The 25,079-nt window shown below is 71.8% G+C and carries 14 protein-coding genes; 6 read left to right on the top strand and 8 right to left on the bottom strand.

The genetic code is table 11. The features are described from left to right. Positions 1-110: 110 nt before the first annotated feature. Positions 111-1,031, bottom strand: a complete 921-nt coding sequence (locus tag ACIBJG_RS20095; protein WP_399308961.1) for a hypothetical protein — start codon at positions 1,029-1,031, stop codon at positions 111-113. Between the two features lie 411 nt (positions 1,032-1,442). On the opposite strand from ACIBJG_RS20095, the gene ACIBJG_RS20090 reads away from it, so the two are divergent. Then, positions 1,443-2,792, top strand: a complete 1,350-nt coding sequence (locus ACIBJG_RS20090) for a histidine-type phosphatase (protein WP_399308959.1) — start codon at positions 1,443-1,445, stop codon at positions 2,790-2,792. Between the two features lie 97 nt (positions 2,793-2,889). On the opposite strand, the gene prfB is transcribed toward ACIBJG_RS20090, so the two are convergent. The 3 genes from prfB to ACIBJG_RS20075 all read right to left on the bottom strand — a co-directional run bounded on the left by prfB (position 2,890) and on the right by ACIBJG_RS20075 (position 7,248). After that, positions 2,890-3,996, bottom strand: a complete 1,107-nt coding sequence (gene prfB, locus ACIBJG_RS20085; protein ID WP_399308957.1) for a peptide chain release factor 2 — start codon at positions 3,994-3,996, stop codon at positions 2,890-2,892. 82 nt (positions 3,997-4,078) lie between these two features. Further along, positions 4,079-5,329, bottom strand: a complete 1,251-nt coding sequence (locus tag ACIBJG_RS20080; protein WP_399308955.1) for a serine/threonine-protein kinase — start codon at positions 5,327-5,329, stop codon at positions 4,079-4,081. Between the two features lie 248 nt (positions 5,330-5,577). Next, the gene (locus tag ACIBJG_RS20075; RefSeq protein WP_399308953.1) at positions 5,578-7,248 is read right to left on the bottom strand and encodes a protein kinase; all 1,671 of its coding nucleotides are present in this window, start codon (positions 7,246-7,248) and stop codon (positions 5,578-5,580) included. Positions 7,249-7,712: 464 nt separating this feature from the next. On the opposite strand from ACIBJG_RS20075, the gene ACIBJG_RS20070 reads away from it, so the two are divergent. The 5 genes from ACIBJG_RS20070 to ACIBJG_RS20050 all read left to right on the top strand — a co-directional run bounded on the left by ACIBJG_RS20070 (position 7,713) and on the right by ACIBJG_RS20050 (position 17,903). Continuing rightward, positions 7,713-11,549: an FHA domain-containing protein gene (locus ACIBJG_RS20070; RefSeq protein WP_399308951.1), complete on the top strand. Its 3,837-nt coding sequence runs from the start codon at positions 7,713-7,715 to the stop codon at positions 11,547-11,549. A 252-nt stretch (positions 11,550-11,801) separates the two neighbouring features. Beyond that, entirely contained in the window at positions 11,802-13,172 is a 1,371-nt protein-coding gene (locus ACIBJG_RS20065; RefSeq protein ID WP_399308949.1) for an ABC transporter substrate-binding protein, read from the top strand. Between the two features lie 142 nt (positions 13,173-13,314). Then, positions 13,315-14,601, top strand: coding sequence for a carbohydrate ABC transporter permease (locus ACIBJG_RS20060; RefSeq protein WP_399309364.1), 1,287 nt, complete (start codon positions 13,315-13,317; stop codon positions 14,599-14,601). After that, positions 14,598-15,521 carry a carbohydrate ABC transporter permease gene (locus ACIBJG_RS20055; protein WP_399308947.1) on the top strand — a complete coding sequence of 308 codons (924 nt, stop codon included), beginning with the start codon at positions 14,598-14,600 and terminating at the stop codon, positions 15,519-15,521. Before ACIBJG_RS20060 ends, ACIBJG_RS20055 begins: the two co-directional genes overlap by 4 nt. Positions 15,522-15,743: 222 nt before the next feature. After that, on the top strand, positions 15,744-17,903 hold the full coding sequence (locus tag ACIBJG_RS20050) for a CDP-glycerol glycerophosphotransferase family protein (protein WP_399308945.1): 2,160 nt from the start codon (positions 15,744-15,746) through the stop codon (positions 17,901-17,903). Positions 17,904-17,972: 69 nt separating this feature from the next. On the opposite strand, the gene ACIBJG_RS20045 is transcribed toward ACIBJG_RS20050, so the two are convergent. The 4 genes from ACIBJG_RS20045 to ACIBJG_RS20030 form a co-directional block, all read right to left on the bottom strand. After that, on the bottom strand, positions 17,973-18,347 hold the full coding sequence (locus ACIBJG_RS20045; protein ID WP_399308943.1) for a hypothetical protein: 375 nt from the start codon (positions 18,345-18,347) through the stop codon (positions 17,973-17,975). A gap of 70 nt (positions 18,348-18,417) precedes the next feature. Beyond that, complete coding sequence (locus ACIBJG_RS20040) at positions 18,418-19,932, bottom strand: methyltransferase domain-containing protein (RefSeq protein WP_399308941.1); 1,515 nt, start codon at positions 19,930-19,932, stop codon at positions 18,418-18,420. 80 nt (positions 19,933-20,012) lie between these two features. Beyond that, a complete protein-coding gene (locus tag ACIBJG_RS20035; RefSeq protein ID WP_399308939.1) occupies positions 20,013-21,128 on the bottom strand; it encodes a glycosyltransferase family 39 protein in 1,116 nt (371 codons plus the stop codon). A 359-nt stretch (positions 21,129-21,487) separates the two neighbouring features. Continuing rightward, positions 21,488-25,045 carry a CDP-glycerol glycerophosphotransferase family protein gene (locus ACIBJG_RS20030; protein ID WP_399308937.1) on the bottom strand — a complete coding sequence of 1,186 codons (3,558 nt, stop codon included), beginning with the start codon at positions 25,043-25,045 and terminating at the stop codon, positions 21,488-21,490. Positions 25,046-25,079 lie beyond the last annotated feature (34 nt).

Here is a 25,079-nt window from a genome sequence, read left to right as displayed (position 1 = left end):
AAAAGCATTTCGTCCTCGTACGCGCAGGCGCAGGCGCATGCACAGGGGCCCCGGACACCGATCGGCGTCCGGGGCCCCTGTGTGATGTGTACGTGTTCCGCTACTGCCGGTCAGGCGGTCGTGCGGCCGTTCACCAGGCGCGGCAGGATCCGGAAGCCGATGCCTCCGGCGATCATCGTCGCGGCGCCGATCAGCAGGAACGTGGTCTCGGCGGCGCCGGTCTCGGCGAGCTCGTCCTTGCCCTTGCCCTGCTCGGCCGGCTGGTTGCCGACCGAGTCGGTGTCGGTGTTGTCGGCGCACTCGGCACCGTCGAGGTCGACGGTGCAGGTACCGGTGTCGCCGGTGGAGCCACCGTTCGTCGCGGAACCGTTGGTCCCCTCGCCACCACCAGCAGCAGCGTTACCGCCACCAGCAGCCGCGTCGCCACCACCGGCAGCCGCGTCGCCACCACCAACGGCAGCGTCACCGCCACCAACAGCCGCGTCACCGCCACCAACAGCCGCGTCACCGCCACCAACGGCAGCATCGCCACCACCAACAGCCGCGTCACCGCCACCAACAGCCGCGTCACCGCCACCAACAGCCGCGTCACCGCCACCAACGGCAGCATCGCCACCACCAACAGCCGCGTCACCGCCACCAACGGCAGCATCGCCACCACCAACAGCCGCGTCACCGCCACCGACAGCAGCATCGCCACCACCAACAGCAGCGTCGCCACCACCGGCTACGTCCGCACCGCCGGCGACATCGGCGCCACCGGCCACGTCAGCGCCGCCGGCCGCGTCGCCACCACCGGCAGCCGCGTCGCCGCCACCAGCAGCCGCGTCGCCACCACCGGCGGCGTCGTCCTCGCCGTTGACGCCGATGTTCAAACCGTCTTTGTTGGCCTCGGCGTTGACACCGATACCGGCCACGTCGACGCCAATGCCGACGGCCTGCGCCGCACCCGCGACGGTCAGCGAGGCACCCGCGGCAATGACCGCGCCCGCAGCTATCCGCGCGACGCGGACTCGCGTCTTCTTCGTCATGTGCTGCTACCCCCAGTAGCTGTTCTCGTCAATGGAGCAGCCATACGCGGGGCACGGCCCAACGGGGTTTGCTCCGAGCGCCGGCCCACGTCGTGCCGTGGCCATGCCGCCCGCCCCCGATCACACCCGTCCCAGACATACGCATGCTGCTCCAGCACCCTGTCCAGAGTTAAGGACTACGTCAAGGCCGTTCTGTGCAATGTGCACCGGTTTGAGCAGAGTTGACCTTCATTCAGGGCCTCGACTGTGACGCACTCACCACGCCATCCACGCAACTCACCCGACCAACTCCACTTTGGCCCAGGCCCGTTTCGGACGCCTGCCCGTCGCACTGCGGCCATGTCCGGTTCATCCGGAACGATCATGATGCGGGCGTCCGCCCGAACCGTCGTCCCGAACCCCGGTGAACCCATGCAGAAGCGAACCGCCGCACTCTCCCTGACGCTCACCGTGTCCGCCCTGCTGCCGGCCGCACTGCCGGCGCAGGCCACGTCGGGCTCCTCCGGCTCCTACGCCACCAAGACCCCGTACGCGCCGCAGCAGGACCCGCGCTCGTACCAGCAGGCCCCCAAGGGCTTCGTTCCGGTGTTCACCGAGAACGTCTCCCGCCACGGCTCCCGCGCGGCATCCGACAGCGAGGACGGCGACCTGATCCTGGCCCTGTGGGAGAAGGCGAGGAGCGAGGGGCAGTTGACCCGCGACGGTGAGCGGTTCGGCGACGAGACGAAGTCGTTGCTCGCCGCCATGGACGCGATCGGCTACGGACAGCTCAGCGGGCGCGGCGTACGCGAGATCCAGGACACCGCCGTACGGCTGGAGAAGCGGCTTCCCGGGCTCTTCCGGCAGATCGCCAAGGACTCCGAACAGATCAACGTCGTCAACTCCGGCAAGGACCGGGCCGTCGACAGCGGGGACCTGTTCGCCGAAGCCCTCGCCGAGAACGACCCGGCCCTGGCACCGCTCATCACCCCGGCCAGGACCGACGCCGACCTGCTCTACTTCCACAAGTCGGCCGACAGCGCGGAGTACCGGGACTACGTCGACAACGACGAGCGGCTCGCCACCACCCTCGACACGATCACCGACCAGCCGGCCTCGCACACCGCTGCCCGCAACGTGCTGAAGAAGATCTTCAAGCCCGCGTTCGTCGAGCGGATCTCGGCGGGCGAGTTCGACTCGGTCGGCACCGAGGTGGAGGCCGCGCAGGCGGTCTACGCCCTCTACAGCATCGCTCCGGCCATGGCCGACGAGGGCGACTGGAACATGAAGCGCTACCTCGCCCCCCGTGACGCACGGTGGTTCGCCTACCTCAGCGACGCCGAGGACTTCTACGAGAAGGGGCCGGGCTTCGCCGACAGCGACATCACGTACAGGATGGCGAACGTCCTGCTCGACGACTTCTTCGCGAAGATCGACGCCAAGCGGAACGGAACCGGCAACGCGGGCGCGGAGCTGCGCTTCACGCACGCGGAGGAGATCATCCCGCTGGCCGCGCTCATGGGGCTGCCCGGCAGCACGAAGCCCGTGTCGCAGGCCCGGCCGTACACGTACGCCGACAACCCGTGGCGCGGTGAGTCGGTGGCGTCCATGGCGACGAACATCCAGTGGGACCTGTTCCGGAAGGGGAACAAGTACCTGGTGCGGATGCTCTACAACGAGAAGCAGACCGCGTTCAAGAAGGGCTGCGAGCCGGTGGCGAAGGGCAGCTACTACTACGAGGTCGACGAACTGAAGCAGTGCCTGGGCCGCGCTGCTTCCTGACCGCCCAGCGGATACGCGAGGAGGGGCGTCGGAGCCGCGGCTCCGACGCCCCTCCTCGCGTACGTCCCGTCCGGCGGGACTACCTCGCCGCTTCTCGCTACTTCTCGCTCTGCTTGCGCCAGCGGATGCCGGCCTCGATGAAGCCGTCGATCTCGCCGTTGAAGACCGCTTCCGGGTTGCCCATCTCGAAGTCCGTACGCAGGTCCTTGACCATCTGGTACGGGTGCAGGACGTACGAACGCATCTGGTTGCCCCAGGAGTTGCCGCCGTCACCCTTGAGCGCGTTCATCTTCGCCTGCTCCTCCTGGCGGCGGCGCTCAAGGAGCTTCGCCTGGAGGACGTTCATCGCGGACGCCTTGTTCTGGATCTGCGAGCGCTCGTTCTGGCAGGAGACGACGATGCCGGTCGCCAGGTGGGTCAGGCGCACCGCGGAGTCCGTGGTGTTGACGCCCTGACCGCCGGGGCCCGAGGAGCGGTACACGTCGACGCGCAGTTCGGACTCGTCGATCTCGATGTGGTCGGTCTGCTCGACCACGGGCAGCACCTCGACGCCCGCGAAGGACGTCTGGCGGCGGCCCTGGTTGTCGAACGGGGAGATCCGGACGAGCCGGTGCGTGCCCTGCTCGACGGAGAGCGTGCCGTAGGCGTACGGGACCTCGACGGTGAAGGTGGTCGACTTGATGCCGGCCTCTTCCGCGTACGCCGTCTCGTAGACCTCGGTCTTGTAGTTGTGCCGCTCGGCCCAGCGGAGGTACATGCGCTGGAGCTTCTCGGCGAAGTCCGCGGCGTCGACGCCACCGGCCTCGGCCCGGATGGTGACCAGGGCCTCGCGCGCGTCGTACTCGCCGGAGAGGAGCGTGCGGACCTCCATCTCGTCCAGTGCCTTGCGGACGGACGTCAGCTCGGACTCGGCCTCGGCGAGCGCGTCGGCGTCGCCCTCGTCCTCGGCGAGCTCGAAGAGGACTTCGAGGTCGTCGATCCGGCCACGCAGGGCCTCGGTCTTGCGGACCTCGGCCTGGAGGTGCGAAAGCTTGCTGGTGATCTTCTGCGCCGCCTCCGGGTCGTCCCACAGGGACGGAGCGGCAGCCTGCTCCTCGAGCACGGCGATGTCACCCCTCAGCGCATCCAGGTCCAGGACGGCCTCGATCGACCCCATGGTCGAGGAGAGGGACTTCAGCTCTTCGGAAATATCGACGACTGCCACGGGTCCAGCGTAACGGCTGTCGGCGCGGGCATTCCTCGGACCGCTGGATCACGGCTCCGCCGCCCCTCCCGGAGGTCCGGGGTCAGGGGACGGCGGGGGCCGAGTTCTTCGTGTCCTGCGGTGTCGCTCCCGCGCCGTCGCCGCCCAGCGCCAGCCAGCCGCCCACGCCGACCGCGGCGACCAGCACCAGGGCCGCGGCACCCAGGGTGAGGCGGCGCTTACGGATGGCCGCCGACTTGTTGCGGGCCGAGCCGGGGCGGGGTTTGCCCGGGGCGCGGGGAGCTCGGGCGGTGCCGCGGGGGCCGCCCGAGAGTTCGTCGGGGGCCGGGACACGCATGCTCGTGTGGGTGTCCCGATTGGAGTCGGGCGAGGAACCGGGGACCAGCGGGACCGCGCCGCGGCGGCGGGGCTCCTCGGCCGCCGGGGTGTACTGCTGCTCGTCGTAGGCCTGGCCGTGCGGTTCGGACTCGGACTCGTCGTCCGGCTCGTCCACGTCCAGCGGCGGTATGCCGGCCAGGTGCGGGAGCTGCTCGCGCAGCCGCGCCGCCAGCTCGGAGGCGCGCAGCCGGGAGGCCGGGGCCTTGGCCAGGCACTGGACCAGCAGCTGCCAGAGCTCGTCGGGGATGCCGGGCAGCGGGACGACGGTCTCGGTGACATGGCGGCGCAGGACGGCCCCGGGGTGGCCGCCGCCGAAAGGCGTGAAGCCCGCGAGGAGCTCGTACAGCACGGTCGCGAGGGCGTAGATGTCGACGGCGGCGCGCGGCGGGAGGCCCTCCACGATCTCGGGGGCCAGATAGTCCGGCGTACCGATGATCTTGGTGGCCTTGGTGCGCCGCGGGGTGTCGATCAGCTTGGCCACACCGAAGTCGGTGAGGAGTGCGGGGTGGGAGTTGCCGGGGCCGAGCGGGCCCTCCATGTCGAGCAGGATGTTCTCCGGCTTGACGTCGCGGTGGACCACCCCGGCGGCGTGCGCGGCGGCGAGGCCGTCGGCGACGTCGGCGACTATCGCGACGGCGGCCTCGGGGGCCAGCCGGCGCTCGCGGTCGAGCCGGGTGCGCAGGTCCGTGCCGCGGACCAGGTTCATCACCAGGGCCAGGTCGTTGCCGTCCACCACGAGGTCGCGGACGGCGACGACGTGCGGATGGTCGAGACCGAGCAGGGCTGTGCGCTCCTGGACGAAGCGGCCCACGAGTTCCTGGTCGGACGCGAGGTCCTCGCGGAGCAGCTTGATGGCGACGGGCCCCTCGGGGCCGTCGCCGAGCCACACCGTGCCGGCGCTGCCGCGCCCCAGAATCTGGTGGGCGGTGTACCGGCTGCCGATATTCCGTGCCAAGACTGCTCCCTCAGCGGCTGGCGATGGACCGTCGCTCAACAACCCCCGGTCGACAAAGCTACGCGGCGATCGGGGGGTTGCGTGCCCTGGATGGCGCCAACCTTCGCTTCTGCGGGCGAATTGCCGCGGAATTCGTCCGCAGAAGTCGATATAGCTACAGAGTCCGGCCGGCGTCCAGGTGTCCGATTGCCCGGGTGTCCGGGTGTCCGTGTCCGGGTGTCCGGGTGTCCGGGTGTCCGGGTGTCCGGTCAGGTTCCGCTGCCGCCGCTGTCGCCGCCGATCTTCGAGATCCAGCCGGTGACGGTGTCGAAGGCGTCGGTGATCGCGTGCCAGTAGCTCTGTCCCTGGCCGATCCAGTCCTTCAGCGGGGTCAGCTCCCAGATCAGCCAGCTCGCGACGAAGAGCAGCACCAGCGTGAACAGGCAGCCCTTCAGGCAGCCGAGGCCGGGGATCTTCATCGGGCTGGCGCTGCGCTGCCTCGGCTCGCGGGGCGGGCGCTGGGCCGGCTGCTGGGGCTGTTGAGGCTGCTGCGGCGGCGCGTACTGCTGGCGCTGCTGCTGCGGCTGGTACTGCTGCGGCTGGGGCTGGTACTGCTGCTGAGGCTGCTGGCGGTACTGCTGCGGCTGCGGCTGTTGTTGCTGGGGGTACTGCTGCTGGCGGCCCGGCTGCTGCTGTTGCTGCGGCTGCTGGCGCTGGGGGCGGCGGCGCAGCGGGTCCTGGCTGGGGTCGAGGTACTGGACCTGCGTCTGATCGTTGCGGTCGCGGGCGGCCTGGAGCTGGGACTGCCACGGGTGCGGTCCGTCGGGCTCCGGTGCTCCCTCGGGGCGCGGCGGGACGGGCGGCATGACCGCGGTCGGGTCGGCGTGACCGCCGCCCGGCCCGGCGTTCTGCTGCATGACGCTGGTGGCCGCGTTGGGGTCGTAGCCGTTCGGGTCGTACGAGCCGGCGTTGCTGGGCAGCACCTGCGTGGGGTCGGCAGCGCCGGGCGCCTCCGGGACGGCGGTGGGCGCCGGGTCGGGGGCGAGCAGGGCGCCCACCCCGTCGGCGGCCGCGATCTGCGCGGAGTTCGCGTGCACGCCGATGCCCGCGGCGACGGTACGCAGCGCACGGGCGAGGTTCTCGGCGCTGGGCCGGCGGTCCGGGTCCTTGCTCAGGCAGCGCTCTATCACCGTCCACAGCGGGGCGGGGACGGTGCTGGGGCGGCGGGGCTCCTCGCTGAGGTGCCGGTGCAGGACCTCGAGCGCGGTGCCGCCGGCGAACGGCGGACGGCCGGTGAGCAGCTCGTACAGCAGGATTCCGGCGCCGTAGATGTCGACGGCGGAGGTCTGCGGGCGGCCCTCTGCCGACTCGGGCGCCACATAGGCCGGCGTCCCGACGAACTCGTGGGTCCGGGTCAGGCCCGGGGAGTCGGCGAGACGGGCGATGCCGAAGTCGGTGAGCATCGGATGCATCTGGCCGTCGCGCTCGTCGAGCAGCACGTTGGCGGGCTTCAGGTCACGGTGGACGACGCCGTCGGCGTGGCTGGCGGCGAGCGCGTCCGCGATCTGCGCGGTGAGCAGCGAGGCGGCGACCGGGGTGAGCGGGCCGTTGTCGCGGAGGTAGTGGTGCAGGTCGGGGCCGTCGATCAGGTCCATGACGAGGGCGAGGAGATCGCCCTCCACCACCAGGTCGCGGGTGCGCACGATGTTCTCGTGCCTCAGCCGCAGCAGGACGGAGCGCTCGCGCAGGAACCGCATCACGACATCCGCGTCGTTGGCGAGCTCCTCCTTGAGGACCTTGATCGCCACGGTCTCGCCGGGCTGACCGGCGACGGCCGCCTCGGCGCCCGCGGTCTCACGCTGGCGGGCGCGCCAGACGGTGCCCGTGGCGCCGCGTCCCAGCGGCTCCTCGAGCAGGTACTTGCTGCCTACCGGCCGCACGTCATGCGCTCCCTGCTGATCGTGGTACTTGCGGTCCCCCCGGATCCGTCCGGAGTTTCCGGCCCACTCTAGTGGGGCGACAGGAGTGGACGGCCGGGTCGGACGGACTGCGGAGGAAGACGCCCGGCCCGGGCCGATGGTTGCCGCCAGGGAGTCCGGCGAAACGTCTCCGGACTCCGCTCCGGGTCACACCGGGTGCGGCCGGGGCTCCTCGAATACGCCCCGGGGAACCGGCCAAGCAGGCACTTTTGGGCGCACAGCCGACCTTTCAAGATCACTTAGCGGTGACCCCCGGGCGTGTTGTCAGTGGCAGGTGCGAGGATGCCTCCAGCACGGAACTGTGGGGGCGGGAGCTCTGCAGTACGTGACGAACCTGTACCGGACGACGCGTCCGTGCCGGGTGGGGGGAATCACAGGGCGTCTCCCCTGCCTGTACACCGCGCGCAGAAGGGACCGCTGACGCGATGCAGATCCGGCTGACCGTCCTCGCGCCGCGCAGCGGCCAGACCCCGGCGCGTGCATGCGACGTGCTGGTGACCGCCCCTGCGGGGACGGCGCTGGCCGCCGTGGCGTCCCACCTGGCCGCCTCCGTCTCCGGGCCCGACGGCTCCCTGGGCGGCGGTGCGGTGGTGCTGTTCGCGGGCCGGGAGCGGCTCGACGCGCAGCGTTGCGCCCTGGGCGAGCCGCCGCTGGTCGACGGGGCGGTGCTCTCACTCCAGGTCCCGGGCGAGGACGAGACGCCGGACGACACCGTCCCGGCCCAGTTGCACGTGATCGCCGGGCCGGACGCGGGCGGGGTCCACCTGCTGCACGGCGGGCAGATCCGGATCGGCCGCTCCGCCGATGCCGACGTCCCGCTCGACGACCCCGATGTGTCCCGGCTGCACTGCGCGGTGACGGTCTCCGCGGAGGGCCGGGTCTCCGTCGCCGACCTCGGCTCCACCAACGGCACCTCCCTGGACGGCACGGACGTCCGTGACCGTCCGGTCCGGCTGCACCCCGGCGCGCTGCTCCGGCTCGGCGAGTCGACGCTCCGGCTCACCTCCGGTGCCCGCCCCGCGACGCTGGGGACGGCGCCGGACGGCGAGGGCCATCTGCGGGTGGCCAGGGCCCCCGCCGTCGCCCCGGCAGCCCCGGACCACGGCTACGGGCCCGCGTACGGCGGTCCGGACGAGCACGACGGACCGGACGCAGCCCATGAGCACACGCGCTCCACGGACCCCGACGGGCCGGCCCCTGCACGGCCGCAGCACTCCGGCTCCGGGCGTACCGGCCGGTTGCCGGACGACGGGGCGCCCCGTCGTGGCGGGATAGGCAAGTGGGCCCGCCGGCTCGCGGGCGGCAAGGGCGATCCGGTGCACGAGAGCGTGCCCGACGAGGCCGGTCCCCCGGCTCCCGCCGCGACCTTCACCGCGCAGCCCACCGCCCCCGAGGGCACCTGGCCGGATCCGGCCGCCGTCCTGCTGACCGCGCTCGGCCCGGGGCCCCGGCTGTGGGAGCGCGACACTGCGCACCCGGAGGCGCTGGTGGTCCGGCTGGGCACGACCGACCGGGCCGACCTGCCCGCCGTGCCGGTGACGGTCGGGCTGCGGGAGGCGGGTTCGCTCGGGCTCGCCGGGCCGCGGGAACGGCTGGCTGGGCTCGCCCGTTCCGCCGTGGCCCAGCTGGCCGCGCTGCACTCCCCCGCCGATCTGGAGATCGTGCTGATCAGCACGGACCGGGCGCGCGGCACGGACGAGCGGCGGCGCGAGTGGGCCTGGCTCGGGTGGCTGCCGCATCTGCGCCCGATGCACGGCCAGGACTGCCGGCTGCTGCTGGCGTACGACCGTGAGCAGGCGGTCGCCCGGACGACGGAGCTGGTGCGCCGGCTGGACGAGGGCCCGCTCGGCCCCGGCTGGGCGAGCCTGGACCCCGGCACGGTCGCCGAGGCCGCCCGTCACTACGAGGGCCCGTTCACCGTGGTGATCGTCGACGGTGACCCCGGTTCCGCGGTGCTGCGCGAGAACACCGCTCGGCTGGCCGCGGCGGGTGCGGCGGCGGGCATCCATCTGCTCTGTCTGGCGGAGACTCCGGCCGCCACCCCCACGTCACCGGTCGCCGCGACGTACGAGGCGGCCTGCCATGCCTCGATCGCCTTCCGGGAGTGCGGGGCCGTGGCCATGCTCAGCGGTGACGTGGCGACGGCACTTCGGCTGCTGCGGACCGCGGGCGGCCGGGCGGCCGGCCACGGCACGGTGGCCGCGGTCGACGCGGTGTCGGCGCACTGGGCGGAGCGGTTTGCGCGGGCGCTGGCCCCGTTGCGTGCCGAGGGTTCGGCCGCGCTGCCGGGCCACCGCGCGGCGGTGGCGCTCCCGCCGTCGGCCCGCCTGCTGGACGAGCTGGGTCTGGCCCGCGCCACCCCGGCCTCGCTGATGGCCCGCTGGGCCTCGGCCGCGGACGAACAGCCCGGGGCCACGGTGCGCGGCGTCGGCAGCTGGACGGGCGGCGGCACGGGAGCGTCGGCGGACGACACCCGCGGCTCGGCCCGCACCGCCCACCCGGGCGGCCCCGGCCCCCGCGTGGGCGCCCAGCGCACCGCCGCCGACCCGCCGCACACCGGCGCGCCCCGGAGCACGGACGACGACGGCCACCCCCGGGACTCGGGGCGCACCCCGTACCCGTCACCCACCGGCTCCGGCCGCACGCCGTACCCCCGCGCCACGGACGACCGCGGATCGAGCCGCACGACGGACGACCGCGGCTCCGGCCGCACGCCATACCCCCGCGCCACGGACGCCCCCGGCTCCGGCCGCACGCCATACCCCCGCGCCACGGACGACCGCGGCTCCGGCCGCACGCCATACCCCCGCGCCACGGACGACCGCGGATCGAGCCGCACGCCGTACCCCGACAGCTCCGGATCGGGCGCCGGCTCCGGCCGCACGCCGAACCCGGAAAGCAGAGGATCGGGCCGTACCCCGTATCCCGACAGCGCCGGATCGGGCCGCACGCCCCATCCCCGCGTGGGGGCACAGCGCTACGACGGAGGGCCCGGGGACTCGCCGAGTTCCCGCACCCTGCCGGGTTCCGACACCCGTTCCTGGGGCGGGGCCGGAGACGTCCAGGGCGCCGACAGCCTGCGTAGCGCCGGATCGGGGCGCTCCTCGAACCGGGTCAGCGGACCGCGCCAGGGTGACGCGCCCCAGGTCGCCGCGCGCGGTGCCGAGTCCGGGCGGGCCCCCGTGCCCGCTCCCCGGCCCGCGTCCGCAGGCGTTCCCGCCGGGGCGGCCGGGCGGCCTGTCGTGGTGCTCGGGGCCGGGCCCCGGGGCCCGGTGAGTGTGGATCTCGCCGACGAGGGGCCGCACCTGCTCATCGAGGGGCCCGGCGGCAGCGGGCGTACGGAACTGCTCAGGGCGGTCGCCGCGTCGCTGGCCGCCGCCGACCGGCCCGACCGGCTCGGCATCCTGCTGGTCGACGGGGCGGGCGGCGAGCGGGGCGAGAGCCTGCGCCCCTGCACCGAGCTCCCGCACGCGTTCACGCACCTGGTGGCCTCCGACCCGGTCCGGATGCGGGAGTTCGCCCAGGCCCTCGGCGGTGAGGTGAAGCGGCGGGCCGAACTCCTCGGCGGGCTCGACTTCGCCGACTGGCACAGCCGGCTCGAGGTGGCGCAGCGGATGGCCGGACAGCGGCCCCCCGGCCCGTCCGAGCAGGGCGGTGACATCGAGTCCGCGATGAGCGGCACCTTGCGGCTCCGGCCCGCATCCGCGCGGGCGACGGACCCCGGCCCCTCGCCGCTGCCCAGGATCGTCGTGCTCGTGGACGACTTCGACGCCCTGATCGCCCCGGCGCTGGGCAGCCCGGGCCGTCCGGCGGCGGGTTCGGTCGTACGGGCACTGGAGGCCGTGGCCAGGGACGGCGGCCGGCTCGGGATCCATCTGGTCGCGGCATCCGCCCGCCCGGACCGCACGGAGGACACCGAACTGGCCCGCGGGGCGCGGCTGCGCGTCGTGCTGGATCCGCCCGTCGTGCCGCCGTCGCCGGACGAACCGGCGCCGGGCCGCGGGCGGCTGGGCCATCCCGACGGACGGGTGACGCCGTTCCAGGGCGGCCGGGTGACCGGCCGCATCCCGCGTACGGCGACGCTGCGGCCCACGGTCGTACCCCTGGAGTGGGAGCGGATGGGCGACCCGCCCACCCGTCGCCCGCTCCGCGAGCTGGGCAACGGGCCCACCGACCTGGCGCTGCTGGCCAGTGCCCTGGAGCGGGCGGCCCGTTCGGTGAACGCCGAGCCGCTGCCACCACTGCCCCCCACGCACCCGTGACCTAGGTCCTGTACTCCGTACAGGACCTAGGTGGCCACCCCGGTGGGCCCCCTGTCCTCAATCGCCTCATACCTGCCCTGACCTCACGTCACGAGCCCATCACGATCAAGGAGTTGGGCCCACTGACGGTATTGCGGCGCCCGGACACCGGGCGTAGGACTGTGCGCACAGGACGACGTGATGAATGAGCGGCACCGTCGGAGGTCCGGCCGGTGCCGGTCCGTGCAAGCGCACAGGAGAGACGGGGCAGGGATGCGCACAACGCTTCGGATTCGCAGGGCCGCCTTGGTGTTCACCGCCATCGGCGCACTGGCCCTCACCGGTTGCAGCGACGACGGTGACGGCACGAAGGGCTCGAAGGACGGGGGCAGCCCCTCCAAGGGGGCCGAGGACACATCGAGCGTCACGTTACCGAAACTGGACGGCGAGAAGATCTCGGTCGCCGCGGTGTGGACCGGGCCCGAGCAGGCCAACTTCGTCAAGGTCCTCAAGGAGTTCGAGAAGCGTACGGGCGCGACGGTGACGTTCGTCCCGGCGCAGGACCCGATCGTGAACTTCCTCGGTACGAAGATCGCGGGCGGCCAGCCGCCGGACGTGGCGATGATCCCTCAGGTGGGCGCCATTCGGCAGGCCGTCGAGAAGAAGTGGGCCAAGCCGGTCGGCAACGAGGCCAGGGCCCAGCTCGGACAGAACTACTCGCAGGTCTGGCAGGACCTCGGGCGGGTGGACGGCACCCAGTACGGCGTCTACTTCAAGGCCGCCAACAAGTCCCTGATCTGGTACAACGCCAAGGCGTTCGAGAACGCGGGCGCGAACGAGCCGAAGACCTGGAAGGACTTCCTGACGACCGCCGAGACGGTGTCCGCCTCGGGTGTCACTCCGGTCTCGGTCGGCGGCGCGGACGGCTGGACGCTCACCGACTGGTTCGAGAACGTCTATCTCTCCCAGGCGGGGCCGGAGAAGTACGACCAGCTGGCCCAGCACAAGATCAAGTGGACGGATCCGTCCGTCAAGGCCGCGCTGACCACCCTGGCCCAGCTCTTCGGCAAGCCCTCCCTCATCGCGGGCGGCGCCGACGGCGCGCTGCAGACGGAGTTCCCGGCCTCGGTCACCCAGACCTTCACCGGCGGTGACCAGCCCAAGGGCGCCATGGTCTTCGAGGGCGACTTCGTCGGCGTCAACATCGCGCAGACGAAGGCCAAGATCGGCACGGACGCCAAGGTGTTCCCGTTCCCCGCGGTCGGCGCGGAGTCGCCCGTGGTGACCGGCGGCGACGCGGCGGTGGCCCTGAAGGACAGCAAGGGCGCCCAGGCCCTGCTGACCTGGCTGGCCTCCACCGACGCGGCGAAGATCTGGGCCGAGCAGGGCGGGTTCATCTCGCCGAACAAGGCTTTGGACGCCGCCGCGTACCCGAACGAGGTGCAGCGCACGATGGCGAAGGCGCTGATCGCGGCCGGTGACGCCGTCCGGTTCGACATGTCCGACCAGGCTCCGCAGTCGTTCGGCGGGACGCCCGGCAAGGGCGAGTGGAAGACCCTCCAGGACTTCCTGAAGAACCCGAAGGACATCGCGGGGACCCAGGCGAAACTGGAGTCCGACGCGGCCAAGGCGTACAAGAGCTGACGGGATGACGACAGCCGCATCGGGGGGCGCCGACGAGGCGCTCCCCGCCGACAAGCAACCGTCCGGCGGGGCCACGGTTCCCGCCCCCAGGAAGCCCGTGCCCGGGGAGCCGCCCCTGCGCAAAGTGCCCAGTAGCAGGAGCGTGACCGGCACCCGCAGGGTCATCGCGGCGCTCTTCCTGCTGCCCGCGCTGGTCCTGCTCGGCGCGCTCGTGGTGTATCCGATCGTGTACTCCGTCTACCGGTCGTTCTTCGACCAGGCGGGCACCGGATTCGCCGGGTTCGACAACTACAAGGCGCTGTTCACGGACGACACGATCCGTACGGCGGTCAAGAACAACGCGATCTGGGTCGTCTTCGCCCCGACCGTCGCCACCGCGCTCGGGCTGATCTTCGCGGTGCTGACGGAACGGATCCGCTGGGGAACGGCGTTCAAGCTGATCGTCTTCATGCCGATGGCGATCTCGATGCTCGCCGCGGGCATCATCTTCCGGCTGGTGTACGACGCGGCCCCGGAGCGCGGGGTCGCCAACGCCGTGTGGGTGGGCGTGCACGACACGTTCGCCGAGTCGGCGGGTTTCCCCAAGGCGCATCCGCTGCCCGTCCATCCGCTGAAGGCGGCGGGCGGTGGTTCCTTCGTGACGAAGGTGCCGGTACGGGCCGGGGAACCGGTCCGGCTGCCGCTGGTCGGGGTGCTGCCCGCGAAGATGCCCACCGACGCGAAGCCGGCCCGCGCCCCGCAGACAAGCGGGGACGGGAAGATCACCGGCACCGCGTGGCTGGACTTCACCAAGGGCGGCGGGGGCAAGCCCAACGTCATCGACGCCAAGGAGCTCGGGCTCAAGGGCATCAAGGTGGAGGCCGTCAAGGACGGCAAGGTGGTCGCCTCCGCCACGGCGGGCGCCGACGGGGTGTTCACCCTGCCCGCCTCCGCGGACGGTGCCGAACTCCGCCTGCCCGCCTCGAACTTCAAGGAGCCGTACAACGGGGTGGAATGGCTCGGCCCGTCGTTCGTGACGCCCGGCATCATCGGGAGCTACGTCTGGATGTGGGCAGGCTTCGCCATGGTGCTGATCGCGGCGGGCCTGGCGGGCCTGCCGCGTGAACTCCTGGAAGCGGCCCGGGTGGACGGGGCCAACGAGTGGCAGGTGTTCCGCCGGATCACCGTGCCGATGCTCGCCCCGGTCCTCGCGGTGGTGCTGGTGACACTGATGATCAACGTCCTGAAGGTCTTCGACCTCGTCTTCATCATCGCGCCGGGCTCCTCGCAGGACGACGCGAACGTCCTGGCGCTCCAGCTCTACCGGTCCTCGTTCGGCACGGACGCGGATCTGGGGATCGGCAGCGCCATCGCCGTACTCCTGCTGCTGCTGGTGGTCCCGGTGATGCTCTTCAACATCAGGCGGATACGGAAGGAGGGGCGCCGATGACGACACCCTCGACCAAAGCCCCGCCCGCCGGGGCGGGCGACGCCCCGGGCACCTCCGCGGCGAAACCCGGACGGTCCCTCGGCGCACGGATCGCGGCCCTGGCCGGCGGCGGTGTGATGCGGGTCGTCCTGATCCTGGTGGCCCTGTTCTGGCTGATGCCGACCATCGGACTGTTCCTGTCCTCGCTGCGCAGCGCGGACCGGATCGCGGCCACCGGCTGGTGGAAGATCTTCACCGTCCCCTCCGAGCTGACCTTCGACAACTACTCACGACTGCTGGACAATTCCACGATCACCGACTCGCTGTTCAGCACGGTCCTGATCACCGTCCCGTCGACGGTCCTGGTCGTGGTGATCGGCTCGCTCGCCGGATACGCCTTCGCCTGGATGGAGTTCCCGGGCCGCGACTGGTGGTTCCTGCTGGTCGTGGGGCTGCTGGTGGTCCCGGTGCAGGTCGCCCTGATCCCCGTCTCGAAGCTCTTCGGGGCGGTCGGGATCTTCGAGACGACGTTCGGCGTGATCATCTTCCACACGGCCTTCGGTCTGCCCTTCGCGATCTTCCTGCTGCGCAACTTCTTCGCGGAGATCCCGCGGGAGCTGCTGGAGGCGGCACGCCTGGACGGGGCGGGCGAGATCCGGCTCTTCACCCGGGTCGTGATGCCGCTCGGCGGGCCGGCGATCGCCTCGCTCGGGATCTTCCAGTTCCTCTGGGTGTGGAACGACATGCTGGTCGCGCTGATCTTCGCGGACTCCGGTTCGCCGCCGATCACCGTGGCGCTCCAGCAGCAGGTACGGCAGTTCGGCAACAACATCGACGTACTGGCGCCCGGCGCCTTCGTGTCGATGGTGATTCCGCTCGCGGTCTTCTTCGCCTTCCAGCGCCAGTTCGTATCCGGCGTGATGGCGGGCGCCGTCAAGTAACCGCACCACTAGAACCGACGGGTACGTCAACCGGGGGCATCCCTGCTTACTCCAGCAGGGGTGCCCCCGCCTGGCGTTTCGCGTGGCCGACGGGGTTCCGCGTAACCCTGTCACTCCATCGGGCGTTTACGGAGTACCCGCCCCCGCCGTCGGCGCGCGCACCTGCGCGCACCGCGCGCCGGCCCTGCCGCTCCGCACGCCCGTGTCCGAGAAAGAGTCCGTATGCCCCGCCTGAGTGTCATCATCCCCGTCCGCCGCGCCCGGGGAAGTCTGCGCGAGTGCCTGGAGTCGGTGCTCTCCCAGTCGTTCTCGGACATCGAGGTGATCGGTGTCGACGACGGGGCGCCGGACGGATCCGGGCTCCTGCTCGACGAGTTCGCCGCCCGCGACGACCGGGTGCAGGCCATCCACCTCCCGGACGGTGCGGGCCCGGAGGGCTGCCGCAACGCCGGGGCCGAACGCGCCGTCGGGGACTACCTGCTGTTCCTGGAGGCGCGTTTCGTGCTCCTGCCGGGCGCGCTGGGGGCCGTAGCCGACCGGCTCGGTGCCGCGGGTGACCCCGATCTGCTGCTGTTCGGCCATCACAAGCGGCCGTTCCGGGGGCGCTCCCGCCCCAGCCGGTCGCTGGAGCGGCTGGGCGAACTCTCCGACGGACCGCTGGCCGCGACAGGACAGTCCGCGCTCCTCGACATCGCCCCGGTGTCCTGGAACCGGGCGGTGCGCCGCACCCTGCACGAGGGCGAGAAGCTGGCCTTCGGGCCCGGGCGGCACGGGGAGCGGATCTACGCCCTCCAGACCGTCGCCGCCGCCGAGTCCGTGGTCGTCCTGCCGACCGCCTGCGTCGAGCACCGCCAGCAGCGCCACCTGCCGGGCCTCGACGACGAGACGACGCCGGACGTGGCACCCGCCGAGCTCGTCGACGCGTACGCCGGGCTGATGGAGTTCCTCCGTGAGCGCCCCCGGCTGCTCCCGGTCCAGCCCCTGCTCTTCGAACGGGCCGTCCAGGAACTGCTGTCCGGCTATCCGGCGGTGACGCGCCGCCGCAGGCGGTACGTACGCTCCGTCGCCGCCTTCCACCGCGCGTACCGGCCCGCCGGGCACCGTTTCCCCGGCGGCGCGCGCGGGCTGCGGCCCCGGCTGATCGGCGGCGGCCGGTACGCCGTGCTCGGCGCCCTCGACACGGCCCTGGCCCTGCGCCGCGGGCTGCGGGCCGCGCCGGACGCGGTGCGGGAGCGGTCCAAGCGGAGCCTGAGCAGGCGCTACTACTGGTGGCAGCGCAAGCTCCCGCTGGACCGCGGGCTCGCCGTCTACGCCGCGTACTGGAACCGCGGGGTCAGCTGCAATCCGGAGGCCGTCTTCCGCAAGGCCCGGGAGCTGGCGCCGGGGGTGCGCGGGGTGTGGGTGGTCTCGAAGAACCAGGTGGACTCGGTGCCGGAGGGCATCGACTACGTGGTGCCCGGCACCCGCCGCTACTGGGCGGCCATGGCCCGTGCCACGTACTTCTTCAACAACGTCAACTTCCCCGACCACGTGGTCAAGCGGCCCGGCCAGGTCCATGTGATGACGCATCACGGCACTCCGCTGAAGATCATGGGCCTGGACCAGCAGGACTATCCGGCGGCGGCCCAGGGGCTGAACTTCGACCGGCTGCTGAAGCGGGTCGACCGGTGGGACTGGAGCGTCTCCGCCAATCCGCACTCCACCGAGGTGTGGGCCCGTGCCTATCCGGGCGCCGCGCGGAGCCTGGAGTCGGGGTACCCGCGCAACGACGTCCTCGCGTCGGCGACCGCCGAGCAGACCCGGGCGGCCCGTGAGGGCCTCGGCATCCGGCCCGGTCAGCGCGCCCTGCTGTACGCACCCACCCACCGCGACTACGAGGCGGCGTTCACCAGCCGGCTGGACCTGGAACGGTTCTGCGCGGCGGTCGGCCCGGACACCGTGGTCCTGGTGCGTGCGCACTACTTCTACGGGGGCGCGGGGCTGCCCGCGAGCCCGTCGGTCATCGACGTCAGCGACCACCCGCGGATCGAGGACCTCTGCCTGGCGGCCGACGCCCTGATCACGGACTACTCGTCGGTGATGTTCGACTACGCGCACCTGGACCGCCCGATCGTCGTGCACGCCCCGGACTGGGAGACGTACCGCACGGTCCGCGGCGTCGTGTTCGACCTGCTCTCGGGCAGGCCCGGCGAGACCCCGGGGGCCGTGGCGACGACCACGGACGAGCTGGCGCGGATCTTCAACGACGGCAGCTGGGACGGTCCGGCGGGCAAGGCGCTGCTGACCGCCTTCCGGGCCCGCTTCTGCCCGTACGACGACGGCCGCGCCGCCGAGCGCGTGGTGCGCCGGGTGCTGCTGAACGAGGAGCCCGCCACGGTCTGACCCCGTCGCACATGCCGATGGGCCCGCCACCGAGGTGGCGGGCCCTTCGGCATGTGCGACGGCGCGGGCTCAGCGTTGCTGGCCCGCCATGACCGTGGCGAGGCCGACCACCACGAGCAGCGAACCGCCCCAGGTCCACATCGAGGTCCGCTCGTGCAGCACCGTCGCCCCGGCCCCCACGATCAGCAGGTAGCCGAGGGCGTTGAACGGATAGGCGATGGACAGCGGCACCTTGGCCAGTGTCGACATCCAGGCGAGTGCCGACACCGCGAAGACCACCAGGCCGAGCACGACCCAGGGGCTGGTGACGGCGCGCAGCGCGACCGACCCGCCGTCCCGGCCCGCGGTGGCCGCGGCGCCCTTCATCCCGTGCTTGAGCATGATCTGACCGCCCGCCGACGAGAACACGGCGAACAGCAGCAGGATCAGACTGGGGAGGGTCAAGGCCTTGCTCCTGACGGCGGCGGCCCGGGACTCGGATGCCGGGGCCGGGGTGGGTTCGGGGATCGTCGCCTCAGACTCCGACCCGGTCGGCGGGGACGTACTGTCGGTTGAGGATGTCCTGTACATCGACGTGCTCTCCAGCGATGATCGTCTCGGCCGCATGCGGGGTGAGCAGTGCGACGTGCTGATAGCCGAACAGGGTCGGCCGGATCCGGGTCAGCAGCCTCGACAGCCCGCCGAGTACGGCGGCGAGCGGCCCGCGGCCCAGGAGCGACCAGAACGGCGCTCCGGTCGAGGCGATGTCGAGGACGTCGTAGCCCGCGGCTCGTACGGTGCGGCGCAGACTGGCCCGGGTGAAGAAGCGCAGATGCGTTTCGTCGAGGATGCCGCGGCGGTCGTAGTCGAAGGCCCCGAGCGCGACCCGCAGCCGTGAGTACCAGTGGCTGAAGTTCGGCACGGACAGCAGCACCTCGCCGCCGGGCCGCAGCACGCCGGCGACCTCGGCGAGCACCCGTTCGGGGCGGGAGAGGTGCTCGATGACGTCCCCGGCCACGACGTAGTCGAAGCCGGTGCCGATCCCGTCCGGCAGCCCCTCCTCCAGGTTCGCGAGATGGAAGTGGGTGCACTTCTCGCGCACACCGGGCACCTCGACGTAGTCCACGCCGGTCACCTCATGGCCGAGGGCTTCGAGGCGCTGCGCGAACAGCCCGCCGGAACAGCCGAGGTCCAGGACCCGGCCGGGGGGCATCTTCCGCATCTTCTCCAGGATGACCGCGTGCGAGGAGCCGTCCCCCTCCTTGAAGGCGTACTCCACGGGCTTGGGGATCCAGGCGCAGCGGCCGAACCCCTTGACCGCCAGCCGGTATTCGAGGACGTCCTTGACGACGTCCTTCGCGTACTTCATGCCGTTGACGTAGCAGATCTCGTCGCCGTAGTACGTGGGGACCGGGATCTCCTTGATCCGCATTCCCGCGTTCAGCAGCTGGACGATGATCTGGGTGTCGAAGTCGAAGGCGTCCGTGTTCCGGTCGATGGGCAGCTTCTTCAGCGCCTCGACACTGTAGGCGCGGTAACCGGAGTGGAATTCGGTGAGCTTCGATCCGAGCAGTCCGTTCTCCAGTCTGGTGAGAACGCGGTTGCCCAGCCACTTGTACATCGGCATTCCGCCCTTGAGGGCGCTGCCGGATTTCATCATCCGCGATCCGAACACGGCTTCGCATTCGCCGCGTTCGATCGGGGCGACCATTTCTGGGAGCAATTCGGGGGCGTACTGCCCGTCGCCGTGCAGGAGCACGATGATGTCGAGTCCATGTTCGGCCGCCAGTGCGTATCCGGCTTTCTGATTTCCGCCGTATCCGAGGTTCTTGGTGTGCCGCATCACCACCGTCCGCGGCATTCCCTCCGCCTGGGACCAGCGGCAGCCGGCGGTGAAGGTCGCGTCATGACTCGCGTCGTCGAGAATGAGAATCTCGTCGACCCGGGAACGGAAATCCTCCGGAATCCGGTCGAGGGTCTTCTCCAGCGTGGTCTCCGCGTTGTACGCGACCACCAGGATGCCGATCCTGGGGCTCGGGCTTTCCTTCACGGGGCGTTCTCCAGTTGCGCTCGGTGCTCGTGGCTGGGGTCGGGGAGGGGACGGTGACGGGTGCCGCTCGGGGGCCGCGGTCAGGTGACGGCGGACTCGGAGGGCCGGGTGGTACGGGGTACGGAGACCTGCGCCCGGCCGGCGGGGCCGGCCGGGTCCCCGTCCGGGCGGGGGGCGAGGAGGCGGTGGATGCCGGTGGCCAGTCCGGCCGCGAGGACGATCCAGCCGGCGGCGCCCAGTTGCAGCACCGGCTCGCTCCAGCGCACGGGGGAACGCCCGCTGTAGCCGAGGACGGCCGTCAGTCCGAGCACGGAGCTGTACGCCAACCCCTCCCAGAACCCGAGGACGAACATTCCGGCCGCCGCCCAGGTCAGGTACTGCAGGCCGGAGGCGGTGGACAGGAGCAGCAGCAGGCCCAGCGTGACGGCGACGACGCCCGGCAGCTGCGCCGGGCGCAGCCAGGCGAGCCAGGCACCGGCGGCCACGCACAGCAGGACGAAGAGGAAGTGGCCGCCGCCCTGCATGAAGGCGATGAAGGACTCCGGCAGGCCGAACACGTCGGCGAACCGGACCAGTCCCCAGAGGCGGTAGCTGCCGCCGGCGTACTCCAGCACGTTCCTCTGGAGGTCCTGCGGCACGGTCGCCAGGACCGGCCCCCATACCAGCGCGAACACGGCGGCGAACCCGGCGGCGAAGCGGACCAGCACCGGCCGGCCGCCCCGCAGCGCGGCGACGAGCAGCGCCGGGATCACCACGACCGGGATGAACTTGACGCTGACGGAAAGCGCCGCGGCCACCCCCGCGGCGAGCGGGGACCTGCGGTCGGCCAGCAGATGGGCGGCGGCCAGGGCGAACATCACGGCGACCGCGTCGGTGTTGCCGTGATAGCCGGACGTGGCGATCAGCACCGGGCTGACGGCCACACCGATCCCGCACAGCAGCGCGGTACGCGGCGTGGCGCGCCGGCGGACGATTTCGAACACGAGCAGGACACAGAAGAAGTCGGCGACCGAAGCAGGCCATCTGATCAGCGTCGCGAACGACATTCCGAATTCCGAAAGACTGTTCAGTCCGAGCAGCATCCAGCCGGCCAGTGGCGGATGGTTGTAGACGGGAAGGCCGGGCAGCGGGTGCTCATAGATCCGAATGGGGCCGTACGTGGTGATGGCCTTGGCGAATCCCTGGAAGAAGCGCACATCGGCGGGTCCCGGATCATTCGCTGCGATGAGCGTACGAGTGAGGAGGCCGACCGCTGCGGCAACAAGTACAGCGGCTCTGGCCCGTCGCACATCCCAGGTTTCGCACCACATTCGGATACCCATGAAAACAGAACGTAGCAACCCGACGAAACTATGCAACGCACCGATGAACATACTTATCCGGCCCTCGACTCGGATTCCCTGCGCATCCGCGCAAACGCCACATTCTCCGAATCACTCGAACGGTTCACTCAGTTCGGACAGTCCGTGCGTCAATGCACGTTCACCACCACGTCACCCCGCAGTTCACCCCGCATCCCCGCCCGTCCGGGGGCTCGGTGGCACAGGGGTACGGACTACAGCATCCGGTCGACCACCCGGGCGGCCGCCCGGCCGTCGTCCAGGTCGCAGAAATCCCGCCGGAACGCCTCGTACGCCCCCGCGTGTCCCGCCGTCGCGCGGACCGGGTCCCGCAGCGCCTCGATGAGGTCCCCGGACTCCGGGATCAGCGGGCCGGGCGCCCGCGACTCGAAGTCGAAGGCGAAACCGCGCAGTGTGTCGCGGTAGTGCTCGAGGTCGTAGGTGTGGAAGAGCATCGGCCGGCCGGTCTGCGCGAAGTCGAACATCATCGAGGAGTAGTCGGTCACCAGCGCGTCGCTGATCAGCATCAGCTCACCGGCCTCCGGGTAGCGCGAGACATCGCGGACGAATCCCGTGCCGCTGTCCGGGAGCCGGTCGGTCACCAGGTAGTGACGGCGCACCAGCAGGACGGTGTCCGCGCCCAGTTCGCGCTCGGCGGCGGCGAGGTCGAGCCGCAGGTCCATGGTGTAGCGGCCGCGGTTCCTCGGCTGGTCCTCGCGCCAGGTCGGTGCGTAGAGGACGACCCGCTTGCCGTCGGGGATGCGGAGGCTCTCGCGCACCGCGGCCGCGACCTTGTCCCGTTCCGGCGCGTGGAAGAGGTCGTTGCGCGGATAGCCGCACTCCAGGACCTCGCCCTCGAAGCCGAAGGAGCGGCGCAGCACGGGGGTGGAGTACGTGTTCGGGGAGACCAGGAAGCTCCACTGGCGGGCGCGCTGTTCGAGGGTGTCGATGTAGGCGCGGTTCGCCTGGGCGGTCCCGGCGAGGTCCAGCCCGATGCGCTTGAGGGGGGTTCCGTGCCAGGTCTGGACGACGGTCTGCCCCTCGCGCCGTTCGAACCACTCGGGCAGCTGGGTGTTGGTGACGATGTGCCGGCTGCGGGCCAGCGCCTCGTGCCAGGCGGCCGAACCGTGCTCCACGGCGATGGCCCCGGCCGGGATGCGCGCCTGCCGGTCGCGTACGACCCACAGCTGCTCCGGGCCGTTCCCCCGCCGGGTCAGCTCCTCGTGGACGGCGCGCGGCGAGTCCGAGTACTGGCGGCCGTCGAAGCTGCTGAACAGCACGGTCTCGCGCAGCAGCGCGGTGCGCTGTGCCGTGTAGGCCCCGCTGAGCAGCCGCCGGGCGCGGACCCCGCGCTCGGCCGCGTCGAGCGGGGGTGCGCAGCTCAGCAGCAGCTGGTCGTGGAAGCGCCGCTCGACGGCGTACGCGCGGCCTGCCAGGGTGCGGGCCGCGGGCAGGGTGTGGTGGACGGCGGCCGGGAGGCGCAGCGCGATGTCGCGGCTCTCGTCGGTGGCGCCCTTCTCGCGGAGGAAGAAGTACCAGTTGCCCTCCCCCAGCGGCAGTTCGCCGTCGCCACACATCTCGACGGCGTCCGGCCGCAGCTCGGCCGTGAACCGTCGCTCGTCGTGCGGTCCCGTGAACGTGACGGGGAAGACCGCCTCCTCGTGATGGCCGCTGTGCCGGGCCACCAGCTCGAGCGGGCGCCCGGGGCCGTCCGGGAAGGTGCCCTCCAGGAGGAGCTTCCCCGTCTGCGTCCAGGCGGCCAGTTCGACGGCGGGCTGGACGGGGCGGTCGCTGATCAGCAGATTGCCGCGCGCGCTCACGGTGAGGCCCAGTTCGCGGGGCTCGTCACCGACCGGCGCCAGCGGGTAGCGGCCGGGCGGGACGGGCCCCGGGACGTCGATGGGGGTGCGACGGCCGCCGGGGCCGATGAGATGCACGCTGTACGGGATGCCCGACCGCTCCTGGGCGGACTCCGGCCGGGCGCCCGGGAGCGCGGTGAGCGGGATCGCGGCCGTGAAGCGCCGCCAGCCCGTCGCCGAGTGCGCGGCGTCCTCCTGCACCGTCACCGGGCATTCGAGGGTGGCGCCGGAGGGGCGGTGGGTGAGGCTCAGCCGCAGGTCCCGGCCACCGAGCCGGTTCCGGAGCATGCCGTCGACGACGACGGTGGCCGTCCCCTCGGCCGCCCCGTCGCCCGTCCCGCCCGCGCGATGCGTCTCGAAGCGTGCGTCGATCCGCTCGGCGTGCAGGACCAGCCGGTCGGCGTCGAAGACCGGCACGATCCGGTGGTCGCCGTCGGGCCGGTGGACGGGCGGCGCCACGGGGGCCTCCGCGGTGGTGGGTACGGAGCGGCGCAGCAGCCCCTTTCTCGCGACGCCGAGCTCCAGGCGCCAGGTGACGCGGTCGGCCGGCCCGTCGGCGGGGATGCGGAGCCGGGCAGGATCGAGGACCGCCTCGAAGCCGGACCGGTCGTAGTCGTGCAGGCTCTGCCGGGAGCGTGCGGTGGCCTCCGGCTCGCCGGTCCTGCGCAGCCGCAGCGGGATGACCTGCCGCCCGCCCGCCCGCAGCCAGCCGGCCCGGAATTCGGAGGGGCCGTGGCCTGCGGGCAGGTTGCGGATGTACGCGTACCCCTTCAGGTGCAGCTTGCCGTCCTGCCAGCGGACCTCCCGGAGCCGGCCGACGAGCGGCAGATCGCTGTCTCCGACGCGCAGCACCCGGTCCGGCACCGGCCGGGTCAGTGGTGGGTACGCGGCCCGCCGGCGGCGCAGTCCGCGTACGGCGAAGGCGCCGGGCTCGCGCTTGTCGAAGGCGATCAGGGCCAGCAGTTCCTCCGTGCGGCGCTCGCGCACCAGGTGCCACATCAGCCGCAGCCGCAGCGGGAGCCCGTCGAGCACCGCCGGGTCGACCTGGTCGATGAACGCGTTGGTGTGCGTCAGGAAGGCGGCGCGGTACTCGTCGTCGCCGTCGGGCAGGACCTCCAGGAAGTACCGGAGGTCGTTGGCGAGGGCGTGCGCCTCGTAGTGGTTCCGGTCGGCGGCCGTACGGTTCTCCGTCAGGAACGCGCAGACCTCCTGCACGTGCGCGACCCGGTCGCAGATGCCGCGGACGACCGCCCGCCCGGCGGTGATCGAGCCGGGGCGGTCCCGCCAGTGGTAGACGGGGTCCTTCACGATGTCGACGGAGCCGGCCAGGAAGTGGGCGGGCAGCACGACCGGGATGTCCTCGTAGAGCGCGCCGACGGGGAAGGCGAACGCGTGCTCGTCCCAGAAGGAGCGGCGGAAGACCTTGTTGCAGGCGATCCGGTCGCCGGTGAGCTCCCGGTCGCGGGAGATGTGGGTGCGCTGCCGGGTGGTCGCCATGGGCACCTTGAACATGGGCGACTGCTGGAGCCTGCCGTCGGTACGCAGCCGCAGCACGTTGCCGGACGCCAGGTCCGAGCCGGTCTCCTCCAGCGAGCCGACCAGCAGTTCGTACGCGCGTGGCGGGACGACGTCGTCGCTGTCGACGAAGGCGAGGTACCGGCTCTCCGGGGCGCAGTTGCGGACGCCGGTGTTGCGGGCGTGGCCCAGGCCGCCGTTCTTCTGGCTGACCAGCCGGAAGCGGTCGTCCTCGGCGGCGAACCCGGCGGCCAGGGCCGCGCTGCCGTCGGTGGACCCGTCGTCGACCATCACCACTTCGAGGTCGGTGACGGTCTGCTCCGCGAGGGACTTCAGGCAGTCCGTCAGGAAGGGTTCCACGTTGTAGACGGGGACAACGACACTGAGCCGTGGCGGCATGGTGAGCACGTCCGTTCATCGGGGGCCTGGCTAT

Origin of the sequence: Streptomyces sp. NPDC050422 (genome assembly GCF_044458665.1) — a bacterium.
In the GTDB taxonomy this organism is placed as follows: Bacteria; Actinomycetota; Actinomycetes; order Streptomycetales; family Streptomycetaceae; genus Streptomyces.
Note: the sequence above shows the minus strand (reverse complement) of the source record. Positions and strands in the feature narration are given on the sequence as shown.